The sequence below is a fragment of the Candidatus Aquicultor sp. genome, from assembly GCF_054640775.1.
This window is the reverse complement of record NZ_JBTSLF010000008.1, coordinates 19,489-31,619: the sequence shown is the minus strand read 5'-3', so window position 1 is coordinate 31,619 and position 12,131 is coordinate 19,489. Positions and strand designations below refer to the sequence as shown.

Annotated in this window: 12 protein-coding genes; all 12 read left to right on the top strand. The window is 50.6% G+C overall.

Annotation, left to right across the window (positions count from 1 at the left end):
• The coding region (recA, locus tag ACYC56_RS01565) for a recombinase RecA (RefSeq protein WP_461372418.1) at window positions 1–672 on the top strand (672 nt) is incomplete at its 5' end.
• A gap of 23 nt (window positions 673–695) precedes the next feature.
• Window positions 696–1,328 carry a regulatory protein RecX gene (locus tag ACYC56_RS01560; protein ID WP_461372417.1) on the top strand — a complete coding sequence of 211 codons (633 nt, stop codon included), beginning with the start codon at window positions 696–698 and terminating at the stop codon, window positions 1,326–1,328.
• 292 nt (window positions 1,329–1,620) lie between these two features.
• Window positions 1,621–3,162 (top strand): ribonuclease Y, encoded by a 1,542-nt coding sequence (gene rny, locus ACYC56_RS01555; RefSeq protein ID WP_461372416.1) that lies wholly within the window; start codon window positions 1,621–1,623, stop codon window positions 3,160–3,162.
• A 244-nt stretch (window positions 3,163–3,406) separates the two neighbouring features.
• Complete coding sequence (locus ACYC56_RS01550) at window positions 3,407–4,495, top strand: ATP-binding protein (RefSeq protein ID WP_461372415.1); 1,089 nt, start codon at window positions 3,407–3,409, stop codon at window positions 4,493–4,495.
• Between the two features lie 113 nt (window positions 4,496–4,608).
• Window positions 4,609–4,869, top strand: coding sequence for a stage V sporulation protein S (locus ACYC56_RS01545; protein ID WP_461372414.1), 261 nt, complete (start codon window positions 4,609–4,611; stop codon window positions 4,867–4,869).
• A gap of 15 nt (window positions 4,870–4,884) precedes the next feature.
• Window positions 4,885–5,715, top strand: coding sequence for a PHP domain-containing protein (locus tag ACYC56_RS01540; RefSeq protein WP_461372413.1), 831 nt, complete (start codon window positions 4,885–4,887; stop codon window positions 5,713–5,715).
• 100 nt (window positions 5,716–5,815) lie between these two features.
• Window positions 5,816–7,225 (top strand): tRNA (N6-isopentenyl adenosine(37)-C2)-methylthiotransferase MiaB, encoded by a 1,410-nt coding sequence (miaB, locus tag ACYC56_RS01535; RefSeq protein WP_461372412.1) that lies wholly within the window; start codon window positions 5,816–5,818, stop codon window positions 7,223–7,225.
• A 20-nt stretch (window positions 7,226–7,245) separates the two neighbouring features.
• Window positions 7,246–8,640: an AmmeMemoRadiSam system protein A gene (gene amrA / locus ACYC56_RS01530; RefSeq protein ID WP_461372411.1), complete on the top strand. Its 1,395-nt coding sequence runs from the start codon at window positions 7,246–7,248 to the stop codon at window positions 8,638–8,640.
• On the top strand, window positions 8,633–9,607 hold the full coding sequence (gene miaA / locus ACYC56_RS01525) for a tRNA (adenosine(37)-N6)-dimethylallyltransferase MiaA (RefSeq protein WP_461372410.1): 975 nt from the start codon (window positions 8,633–8,635) through the stop codon (window positions 9,605–9,607). The genes amrA and miaA overlap by 8 nt, the downstream gene beginning before the upstream one ends.
• Window positions 9,608–9,646: 39 nt before the next feature.
• Window positions 9,647–10,480: a diaminopimelate epimerase gene (gene dapF, locus ACYC56_RS01520; protein WP_461372421.1), complete on the top strand. Its 834-nt coding sequence runs from the start codon at window positions 9,647–9,649 to the stop codon at window positions 10,478–10,480.
• Between the two features lie 251 nt (window positions 10,481–10,731).
• Complete coding sequence (locus ACYC56_RS01515; RefSeq protein WP_461372409.1) at window positions 10,732–11,037, top strand: Rieske (2Fe-2S) protein; 306 nt, start codon at window positions 10,732–10,734, stop codon at window positions 11,035–11,037.
• 571 nt (window positions 11,038–11,608) lie between these two features.
• On the top strand, window positions 11,609–12,131 hold a 523-nt coding region (locus tag ACYC56_RS01510; protein WP_461372408.1), incomplete at its 3' end, for a hypothetical protein.

The window sequence follows — 12,131 nt, the reverse complement described above, 5'->3', positions numbered from 1 at the left end:
GAGATCGCAGAGATGCTCGTCCGGTCGGGCGCAATAGACGTAGTCGTCATCGACTCGGTCGCTGCCCTGGTTCCACGGGCCGAAATTGAAGGCGAGATGGGCGATTCCCACGTTGGCCTGCAGGCCCGGCTTATGAGCCAGGCTTTAAGAAAGCTCTCCGGCGCGATAAACAAATCAAGGACTACCGCCATCTTCATCAATCAGCTGAGAGAGAAGATCGGCGTCATGTTCGGCAATCCTGAGACCACCCCCGGCGGCAGAGCGCTTAAGTTTTACGCTTCGATCAGGATCGATATTCGTAGAGCCGATTCCATAAAGCAGGGCACGGAGATTACCGGCAACAAAGTGAGGGCAAAGGTCGTAAAAAACAAGATCGCTCCTCCATTCAGGCAGGCCGAGTTCGATATCATGTTCGGCGAAGGCATCTCCAGAGAGGGTAGCACGCTCGATCTCGCCGTAGAACACGGCATCGTCCAGAAGAGCGGTTCCTGGTACACATACAACGAAGAGCGTCTTGGCCAAGGACGCGAATCCGCAAAGCAAACGCTCTCGGACAACCCCGAGCTTTCGCTTGAGATAGAAACAAAGGTCAGGGAGAAGGTCGGCTTGATCAAGACCGACGACACCGAAGAAACCGCGACCGAAGCCGAACTCGTAGAATCTAAGCCATAGATATAGATAAGCGATCTTAGTAAATGGTTACAGTCACGGCACTCGAGCAGCAAGTCAAAAGACCTTGGCGAACCTCCATCTTTATAGATGGCGCGTTTTGGCGCGCCTACGATACCGAGACCATCATCGAGGCTGGCCTTTATAGAGGCCAGCAGCTTGCGCCAAGTGAACTTGAAACCCTGGATTTTTCTCTTGAGAAACGGCGCGCCGTAAACCGCGCCGTTCTTCTTCTCTCGTACCGCGCCCGAAGCGAGCACGAGGTCTCGCAGAGGCTGAAAACTGCTGGCTTCGACCCGGAAATCATCTCAGACGCGATAAACGAACTACGCCGTCTCGGTTACTTAAACGACGATGATTTTGCCCAATCGTGGACAAAAAGCCGCATGACTTCCAAGCTCTACGGGCCGAAACGTATCAAGCAAGAGCTAAAACAAAAGGGCATTGCAGATGAGATAATAGCCGAAAAGCTCGAAGAGACCGCATCCCCCGATAAGGAATATGAGCTGGCAAAGAAGCTCGCCGAGACAAAGGTACCCACATACAAAGACCTGGACAAGAACGCCTCATTCCGGCGCCTCAGTCAATTCCTCCTGCGCAGGGGGTATACCCCGTCCACAGTCTATGATGTATGCAAAGATGTCCTAAAAGATGAGTAGGGTCGGGCTTTTTCCAGCGTTTTTTAATACTTTTGCCACCCAAGCAGTTGTCCAAAATTCTTGACACTAAAAATCCGTAAAGATAGTATAGAAGTGTGACGTATTTGGTGAAAATGCTTTACTAAGAACTTCGTTTTTAGTTTTACATAGATTGTAAAACAACTAAAGATGAGAGAAAAATCAGCTGCCTCAGCTTGCAGTTAAAGCTGGGTAGATGGGCGTACGCAAATTCTTAGTAAGGATTTTTGCCGAGCGATAGCTCGGTTTTTTTATTTAAAGGAAGGGGGCAACAATGGGTATAGTCATATACTTAATCGTAGCTGTTATAGCTGCCGCCGGTGGTTACGCGGCCGGCTATTTCATTCGACGAACATCAGCAGAAGCACAATTTGCCTCCGCCGAAGAAGCCGCAAAGAGAATACTGTCTGAAGCAGAAAAAGAAGCAGCGTCTAAAAAGAAAGAAGCTTTAATTAATGCTAAGGATGAAATTCACGCATTGCGTTCAGAAGGTGAGCGTGAATTGCGCGACCGGCGGAATGAGATCCAGCGCATGGAGAGACGTCTTAGTCAGAAGGAAGAGTCGCTGGATGCAAGATCAGGTAACCTGGACAGAAAAGAGCGGTCGTTTTCAGATCGCGAAAAAGAGATTGCCAGGGTTGAAAATGAGCTTTCTGAGATTTATGAAAAAGAATTAAAACTCCTAGAACAGATTGCTGGCCTGTCAGCAGAGGAGGCTCGTCAGCTGCTTCTTAAGAGGGTAGAGGACGAGACCAGGCATGAAGTCGCAATGATGATCCGCGACATCGAGGTAAAAGCAAAGGACGAGGCCGAAAAGAGGGCGCGTAACGTCATAGCCCTCGCTATCCAGAGATGCGCGGCAGACCACGTAGCGGAAACAACCGTTTCAGTGGTACCGCTGCCAAGCGATGAGATGAAGGGAAGGATTATCGGAAGGGAAGGCCGAAACATCAGGGCCTTTGAAAACCTCTCGGGAATCAACCTCATCATCGACGACACTCCGGAGGCGGTTATCCTCTCGAGCTTCGACCCGGTAAGAAGGGAGATTGCACGCCTGGCACTGGAAAGGCTCATCGCAGACGGACGCATACATCCGGCGAGAATCGAGCAGATGTATGAGAAGGCTCGCGAAGAGGTAGAAGCGCACATTCGTGAGGTGGGCGAGCAGGCCACGTTTGACACCGACATCCATGGGCTCCATCCGGAGCTTGTGAGAGTCCTGGGACGGCTGAAATACCGCACCAGCTACGGACAGAACGTCCTGCAACACTCCATCGAGGTGGCGCACCTTGCGGGTATTATGGCCGCAGAGCTTGGCGCCGACATCAGATTGGCCAGAAGAGCGGGCTTGCTGCACGATATCGGCAAAGCCATCGATCACGAGGTCGAGGGGCCGCATGCCGTTATCGGGGCGGAACTTGCAAAGCGATTCCACGAGCAGGCAGCCGTCGTGCATCCAATAGAGGCGCACCACGGCGAAATCGAGCCGCAATCGGTCGAGGCCGTTCTCGTTCAAGCAGCGGATGCGATTTCGGGCGCACGTCCCGGAGCGCGACGCGAAACGCTCGAGAGCTATGTCAAACGCCTTGAGAAGCTTGAAACCATCGCGGAGTCATATCAGGGTGTTGAGAAGTGTTACGCCATGCAGGCGGGCCGTGAGCTTCGTATCATGGTAAAGCCTGAGGATATGGACGACGCTTCGGCGGCACTCCTTGCACGCGATGTAGCGAAGCAAATCGAAAGCGAACTCGAATCTCCGGGTCAGATTAAAGTCATCGTCATTCGAGAGCATAGAGCCATAGAATACGCTAAATAGCTGAACCAGCGGTTGCAGGGATGGCAAAAAGGCTATTCATACGCATTGACGAGCATAAAGCTATAAAACAAGAGGGACTAATAAACCCTCTTGTTTTTTTCTGAACGCCATTACGTTTGTAATATATTATAATATTTGGGCTAACCCCTTTAAATTCACTGCTCATCTATACTAAGATTTGACAATACAGGTATTCCATAGAACAATATAGGTAGTATTCATCGCACTAGCGCTAGGTCTAATAATGTCAGAAACAACAAATAACTCTTTGCTTAACTTTGTAGCAAACCTTACTGGGGACCAGTATCTAAAAATCGAAGAGGATTTTGGGCAGGGCTTTGTCCGCTTGAACGTGAGCGAAGCAGAGCGACGCCAAGCAAAACACGATATCCAATCGATGGAAGATATCGTCCTCGAAATGCTCCGAAACTCGCGTGATGCGGGTGCTTCCACGATGTTTGTAGCCTCCACAAAGGAAGACAATCTTATTCGCAAGGTTACCATCATCGATGATGGTAACGGTATTCCCACGGAGCTGCACGAGAAAGTGTTTGAACCTCGTGTTACCTCTAAGCTTGAAAACGTCATCACCGACCGCTATGGTATCCACGGCAGAGGAATGGCGCTTTTTTCGATTAAGCAAGCCGCCGATGAGATCGAGCTTGTGTTTTCATCCCCCGGCAGGGGCAGCGTCTTTAAGGTAGAGACCAGCATGGGCCTCCTTAACGAGCGTAAAGACCAGTCCACATATCCGACTATAAAGTATAGACAGGGTGAGCCGATAATAATCCGAGGGCCACACAATATTATAAGGACCGTGCTCGAATTCAACCTCGACAACCAGGACCTTACAATATATCTGGGCTCACCGACTGAGATTCTGGCGACCATGTATCACCTGTGCGCACAGGGCGACGAAGATACAGAGGGCGTCAAAGCGCAGGATTTTAAGATCTGGCGATGTATCAACTCAGTCAAATCCGCGGCGATGCTGTCGGACGTTGCCGAGAGAAGGCTCGGGCTCAAGGTCTCGGTCAGAAACGCACAGCGGATTGTTAGCAACAGGGTCGATCCGTTAAGAACGATTCTGGAAACACTCAACAACCAAGCAGAGCGTGAAGAACCTGAAAGACGCAAGATAGATCTTTTAAAACAAGAGCCTCTCGCGAGGCGTATATCACAGGAAGATCTCAGTTCCCTGGCAAAGTTGATCGGTGATAATTTTGCGGCAATCGGAGACAAGTATTTCATAGAGATCAACGAAGCTCCAGATGTACAAGCTGATAAAGATTTACTAAAAGTAACGATTAAGTTACAATCGAAAGGAATTTAATTACATTTATTGGCAATATCTGCTATATTAATGAAGGGACTAAACGAGTAGTGCCGAATTAATACGTTGCATGCGTACCAAGCACTTACTCGTACGCCGTTAAGGAGGATTAAATGGAAGTACTAAAGGTTTCATCAAAGTCAAGTCCAAATGCTGTTGCTGGGGCTCTCGCCGGTGTTCTAAGGGAACGCGGTGGAGCGGAAATTCAGGTGATTGGCGCAGGAGCTTTAAATCAAGCAATCAAAGCGATAGCTATTGCAAGAGGGTTTGTTGCACCGAGCGGTTTAGATCTCATTTGTGTCCCGGCGTTCACCGACATTCAAATCAATGGCGAAGAGCGCACAGCGATCAAGCTGATAATTGAGCCAAGGTAGAGGACGCCAATCGATATGCCGGTTGACCTACACCTCCACACGACTGCTTCCGATGGCAGCTTAAGCCCCGGGCAGGTTGTAGAACTAGCAGCTAACCTAGGGCTCAATGCAATCGCGGTTTCAGACCACGATACCGTTGAGGGAATCCCGGAAGCGCTGGCCTTTGCAGAAAGGCTGGATACTAGGGTGATACCGGCAGTTGAACTGAGCTCAAGATATAATAGCCGAGATATGCATATTCTCGGCTTTTTTATTGACTATAAAAGCCGCGTGTTAAACGAAGCTCTAATATCCCTTAGAAAGGCGCGTTTAGAGCGCGCCGAAAAAATCGTGGTATGTTTGCAAGGCGAAGGCCTGGATATCACGTTTGAGCAAGTGCTTGAGGTAGCGGGTGGCGCATCCGTTGGCCGTCCCCACATCGCGCGAGCGCTGCTCAAGAACAATCAGGTGTCGAGGATATCTGAGGCGTTCGTTAACTATCTGAGGCGCGGTTCTCCCTGTTACATCGATAAGTTTGTGTATTCACCCAGCCAGGCGATCTCCCTTATTCATGAAGTAGGCGGCGTTGCGGTCTTCGCACATCCGGGATTGGCCGGCCTGGACGAACACATCCCCGAGTTTGTCGCTATGGGTTTGGACGGGGTCGAAGCCTACCATATCGAGCACACACCCGATGTCATACGACACTACCTGCGAATCGCGCAGGACTACGGCCTCGTAGTAACCGGCGGCTCCGATTGCCACGGACCCCTTTCGACTCACGGCCTGCGCATGGGAACCATCTACGTCCCCGACGAGACTCTCGCCCAACTTGAAGAAAGACAGCGATTAGCGAAGAGCGAGTAGCGATTGGGTGTGGGTCGAGAGAGTGCGTTTTTGGAAAGACTCTCAGCCACAAGCTCGTATGTGTAGATAACGATAGGCGTAACTGATAAGGGTACTCGTTGTGACTCTCCCTAATCGCCAATCGCTACTCGCTAATCGCCGGGTTTATACTGTCTTTTTCCTGCGCATTTGTTACAATATCTTCGTGAAGAAGTTCCATATCACCACATTTGGTTGTCAGATGAATAAACACGATTCCGAACGCGTGGCGGGGCTGCTCACCGATATCGGCTATGCACAAGCGGAAAACGCCGATGACGCGCAGATTCTGATCTTTAACACCTGTGCGGTACGGGAGCATGCGGAGGACAGGTTTTTTGGTAACCTCAATAATCTTAGAAGCCGCAAGAAGAACGAGCCCGACCTCATAATAGCGGTCGGCGGGTGTGTGGCGCAGGACGAAAAAGAGTCCGTCTTTGAAAAGGCGCCGCACGTCGATATCGTCTTCGGCACGCTGAATATGCCCAACCTTGGGCACATGATAGAATCGGTCGAGCAGGGGCGTGAATCGATCTGCGAGATAGCGGATAAAATCGATGTCATGCCGACCACCATGCCGAGCCTTCGGGAAGAGGCGCACCACGCCTGGATTCCCATCATAATAGGGTGCAACAACTTCTGCAGTTACTGCATCGTGCCGTACACGCGGGGCAGGGAGGCAAGCCGCACGCTTGAAGACATCCATGCCGAGGTAGAGCACCTGGTATCCGACGGCGTTATTGAGATAACCTTGCTCGGGCAAAATGTAAACTCCTACGGTCGCGACCTCTACGGAAACAGCGCCTTCGCACAGCTTTTAACGGATCTAAACGAGATAACGGGGCTCAGACGAATCAAGTTTATGACATCGCATCCCAAAGACTTAACGGACGACATCATCGATGCGATCGCAGATGGGGATAAAATATGTGAGCACATCCATCTGCCGGTGCAAGCGGGCTCGAATGCTATTCTTAAGGCGATGAACAGGAAATACACGAAAGAGAACTACCTCGAGACGGTCGATAAGATTTATAAAGCCATTCCGGGGGTAAGTCTAACCACGGATATCATGGTCGGGTACCCCGGCGAGACGGAGGAAGATTTCCTGCACACGCTGGATGTTATCGAGAAAGCGCGCTATGACTCGGCCTTTACGTTTATCTTTTCTCCGCGAGAGGGGACGCCGGCGGCGAAGATGGAAAACCAGGTGACGGCCGGGGCAAAAGCGAATCGTTTTGATAGGCTTATCAAGCTTCAGAACAGGATCAGTTTGGAAAAAAATAAAGAGCTCATCGGTAGGGATATCGAAGTTTTTATAGAACGTGTAAGTAAAAAAGACGGGGGTGTTCTGGCCGGTCGCTCGCGAACGAACAAGATCGTCAACTTTCCGGGAGCAGCGGAGCTTGTCCATTCGGAGGCGCTCATTCACGTAACGGATGCTCATACCTGGTCATTATCCGGAGAGCTTAAGAATGAATATCCTCGATAAATAATAAGCTGGAGGAGAAGATGCCCGTTGTCATTGGTTGCTTAACGCCCCATCCACCGATTATTATACCGGATATCGGGAGGGACAACCTCAACCGGGTAACGTCCACGAAAGACGCGATGTTGGAGGTCGCCGGACACATTGCACTGGCCGAGCCGGACGCGCTTGTTTTTATCTCTCCTCACAGCGCTGGGCTTGCCGATAGCATCGCCGTGCGGGCGAACCCGGTTCTCGAGGGTTCGTTTGCCGATTTTGGCGCCCCCGAGGTACGGTTCTCAAAGAACAACGACCTGGCATTTATTGAGGCGCTTATAACCGCAGCGAATGATTTCGACCTCTCTGTAACCAAGGTCGGGCACGGACATATCGATCTTATGGGATCGGACGAGCTGGACCATGGCGTTCTGGTTCCTTTATATTATCTGAACACGACGATGCCCGACCTTCCGATCGTATCGATTTCTATAGACTATAGTGGATTTGACGAACATTATGCGCTCGGGATGGCGATTCAGCGCGCGTCCAATTTCATCCCTGAAAAGGTCGCCTTGGTCGCGAGCGGCGATTTATCCCATCGGCTTATCCCGGGGGCTCCGGCCGGATACGATCCGCGGGCTGTCGATTTTGATGCGAAGATCGAGGAGATATTCGACACCGGCTATTTTGATGAGTTACCCAAGCTTGACCCATCGCTGATCGAGGCTGCGGGGGAATGCGGGCTCCGTTCGATATATGCCCTGGCAGGCGTTTTTAATGGGCTTGAGATAAAGACAAAGGTGCTCTCATACGAAGGACCGTTCGGCGTGGGATATATGGTTGCCGAGGTACATCCGGGTAAGCCTTCGCCGGAACGGGATTTGTATACCACCCAGATCGAGCACTTGCCGCAGAAGACCGAACTCGAGGCAAGCGAGCCGGTGCAACTCGCCATGTATAGCCTGCAGCAATACTTCAAGCAGGGCCATCCCGTCGACCCGCCGGCAGACACGCCCGCCGAACTCCTTAATAGAAGGGCCGGCGCCTTTGTATGCCTGAAGCTGGATGGAGAGCTGCGGGGCTGTGTGGGCACCATAGAGCCGGCACAGGGGAGTCTTGCCGAAGAGATCATGACGAACGCCGTCCAGGCCGCCACGGCCGACCCGCGATTCTTTCCCGTCTTAGCAAATGAAGTAGCGCGCTTGCAGTTCTCGGTCGATATTCTCGAGGAACCTGAGCCGGTGCACGCCGAATCCCAATTAGACCCCAAGGTTTACGGGATCATCGTAAAGCAGGGTTATCGGACAGGGCTGCTCTTGCCCGATATCGAAGGCGTCGATTCCGCCGACCAGCAGATCGGCATCGCGAAACAAAAGGCCGGTATCGCGCCCGATGAGAGCGTCGAGCTTTACCGGTTCAAGGTAACCCGCTATGAGTGATAAAGAGAAACTGATCGCCATTATAGGGCCTACCGCAACAGGTAAGAGCGATGTTGCCGTAGAGCTGGCTAAACGCATTGAGGGCGAGGTCGTCTCGGCCGATTCGATGCAGATTTATATGGGGATGGATATCGGAACCGCTAAGGTGACGCCTGCTGAGATGCAGGGAGTGCCGCATTATTGTATCGACATCGTAGAACCGGCCGACCCGTTTAGCGTTGCCGAATACCAGCGACTGGCCGGGGAAATCATCGATGATATTGTGCGACGTGGGAAAATCCCAATCCTGGTTGGCGGTACGGGGCTTTATGTGCGGTCGGTAATAGATAAGCTGGAATTTCCGTCGGGGAAGATATCCTCCGAGGTGAGAGAGCGACTCGAGAAGAAGGCGCGCTCGGAGGGGGCCGAAGCGCTCTACAAGGAATTGATTCAAAAAGACCCGGCGGCGGCTGAGATCGTCCATCCGAACAACGTGCGGCGGGTTATCCGGGCGCTGGAGGTCATCGAGCTTACCGGAAGGCCGTTCTCAAGCTATCAGGGTGCGTGGAAAGACCGGGAATCCGTCTACGACCTTGAGATGTTCGGGCTTACCATGGATCGCAAGCTTCTGCATGAGCGCATCAATCTTCGTGTAGACAAGATGGTCCAAGCCGGTTTGCTTGATGAGGTCAAAGGCTTGGTCGGGCGCGGTTACAAGCGGTTTTTGACATCGCAGCAGGCCATAGGGTATAAAGAGGTAATAGGTTACCTGCACGGCGACATCCCGCTTGAAGAAGCGGTCGAAACGATTAAGGCCCGCACGAGGCAGTATGCTAAACGGCAGCTCACATGGTTCAGGGCGGACCACAGGGTGCAGTGGATCGATGTTACCGATAAGACCGCCGGGGATGCCGTTAATGAGATCATCGACAAGCTGGAACGCGATGGGTTTCTTATCCATGATGGCTCTGGGCGGGCTATAAAGTAAGGCTAACGTGTCGGCATACGAGGAGCTAGAAAAGTGCGACTGAATTTTACGAAATATGAAGGTATAGGAAACGACTTCATTATCATAAATAACTTGGATGCCGCGATTTCTCTTACTCGGGAGCAAATCGCGAGACTTTGCGACCGTAATTTTGGGATAGGCTCCGATGGGTTGATATTTGCGCGGCCATCGGACGTAGCTGATTTCTTCATGGATTTCTATAACTCGGACGGCTCGATTGCCGAAATGTGCGGTAACGGCATACGCTGCTACGCAAAGTATCTGTTCGACGAGGGAATCACTGATAAGAGAACGATCGCCATAGAGACCAGGGCGGGGATAAAGTCTATTGAACTCGCGTTTGATAACGGCAACGTGACCGGCGCAAGCGTTGATATGGGTGAGCCGGTCCTGGAATCGAGAAAAGTACCGGTTGCCGTTCCTTCGGAAACCTTTGTAAATCAGCCGCTTTCGGTGGAAGGGGTCGAGTTTCATGCGACATGTGTGTCTATGGGGAACCCGCACTGCATTACGTTCGTCGAGGATGTGAGCACCGCTCCCGTACACACGCTCGGGCCAAAGGTGGAAACCAGCGAGCATTTTCCCAATAGAACCAACATCGAGTTCGTCCATGTTATCGGGCGAGATGAGATAGACGCCAGGGTCTGGGAACGCGGCTGCGGCGAAACGCTTGCCTGTGGAACGGGCGCATGCGCAACGCTTGTCGCGTGCGCGCTGAACGACAAGACCGGGCGCTCTGCGACAGTGCACCTGCCGGGCGGAGACCTCAGGATCACCTGGAAAGAAGATAACCATATCGTCCTGGAAGGTGCCGCTACCAGAGTGTTTACGGGCACTATCGATATCAACTAAATACCGGTTAATACACTATTTTGCCGATACACTAACCAGCATACTATCTAGCACACTACCTAAGCATTACATATCTGCACATATCACCAACTTAGCCGCACTATTATTCTTGCAAGCATACGACACGGCATTTCACTACCGAATGGTTACTACCCAACCAGAATGGGTATAAAGATTTGAAATCTTTGCATCGACGTAAGATGTGGAAATAATCTTTAGACTCGAAGGCTATGGGGTAATCGGAGGAACAGATGGAAATGGTGAAGGTAGCCGAGACTAGCAGCTTGCAGCCAGGGCAGATGACCAAGACTGAAGTTAACGGCGAGCCTGTGCTGCTGGCCAATGTCGATGGACGTTATTACGCGATACGCGACGTGTGCACGCATATGGGATGCAGCCTACATAAAGGCAAACTTAACGGAACCATCGTGACCTGCCCGTGCCACGGCAGCCAATTTGATATTACGACGGGCGAAGTAGTCCATGGGCCGGCCAAAAAGCCTGAGAAGGCCTATAAAGTTAAAGTCGAAGGTGAGTCTGTCGAAATAGAGGGGTAAGTACTTAGCATTAAGTGCTTAGAATAACGCTGAGAAACCCGGTCGGCCAACCGGGTTTCTACCTTTTTGGTATTGTTATGGGCAGACTAGATGAGGCATTGCCATCCCATGATATAAACCTTACTTTATCAGCACATTAGATAACTACATTAGTGTTATCTGATATTACTGAAATATCACCTGCTTTATATATATCATAACGGTATACGAATCTGTTTGCATGTGGTTGTAATAGATGTTAACTTAATCTTAGATGAAGAAACTTGTTGTTTAAAAAGTGATCTCCGTGCTCAGTTGTTATTCTAATGGTTCCAACCATCTTTATGTTGATAAGAACCTCCCAGTTTATCTTAAAGTAGGCCGAGGGCGCCTATTCATCGCTGATTCCACAGCATAAGTATTTTACCTGCAGGCATCAAATCAATACTGCTTGAATATCCATGAAGGGAGGTTTCCAGAGCTTTTGTAATGCAATTTCCACTACCGTAGAAAGGTGAGCACTTTGAATGGGAGAAGATCTTTATCGGGAAAGTTAATAATTCTAATAACAACGTTAGTACTATCAGTTCCTATGCCGGCGTATGCCTTACAATACGGTTTAGGTGTACAGGAGAAGATTAATTATGTGCGGGGCAACTATGCTTCGAACTACGTTATGGTAACGCCCGCAGTAGATGATCACGTTAATAGCATTTATGTGCGTCAAGATTCAGGGAATAAAGTGGAAATCGGGTGGGATTGGCAAGGTGCATGGAATAAGCCATCCTGGTTTATTCGTACGGTAGATCGCGGTACAGTCCATGAGTATTTCTCGTATGATGGCGATGTGCTCGGTTGGCCAACAACAGGAACAAATTATGGTTTCAAAATCGAGAATGCAGGTGTTAATAGCAAAACTTGGTATGCTAAAGTAAACGGATACGATAAATTGTTCGGTAACAATCAATATAATACTGGTGGTGCCGGCAGAAACTTTCTCGACCTATTCTACGGTGTTGCCATAATTGGAAGTGAGCGTAACAGTCTCAGCGATAGTAATTATGCACATTTCCGGTCTTGTCAAAAGATTCCTAATGCCGCAAACCAACCTTGGA

Coding starts and splice junctions, on each gene's coding strand:
- miaA (WP_461372410.1), top strand. CDS start 8,633: ATGAGTGATAAAGAGAAACTGATCGCCATTATAGGGCCTACCGCAACA.
- ACYC56_RS01540 (WP_461372413.1), top strand. CDS start 4,885: ATGCCGGTTGACCTACACCTCCACACGACTGCTTCCGATGGCAGCTTA.
- ACYC56_RS01550 (WP_461372415.1), top strand. CDS start 3,407: ATGTCAGAAACAACAAATAACTCTTTGCTTAACTTTGTAGCAAACCTT.
- rny (WP_461372416.1), top strand. CDS start 1,621: ATGGGTATAGTCATATACTTAATCGTAGCTGTTATAGCTGCCGCCGGT.
- ACYC56_RS01515 (WP_461372409.1), top strand. CDS start 10,732: ATGGAAATGGTGAAGGTAGCCGAGACTAGCAGCTTGCAGCCAGGGCAG.
- ACYC56_RS01545 (WP_461372414.1), top strand. CDS start 4,609: ATGGAAGTACTAAAGGTTTCATCAAAGTCAAGTCCAAATGCTGTTGCT.
- amrA (WP_461372411.1), top strand. CDS start 7,246: ATGCCCGTTGTCATTGGTTGCTTAACGCCCCATCCACCGATTATTATA.
- ACYC56_RS01560 (WP_461372417.1), top strand. CDS start 696: ATGGTTACAGTCACGGCACTCGAGCAGCAAGTCAAAAGACCTTGGCGA.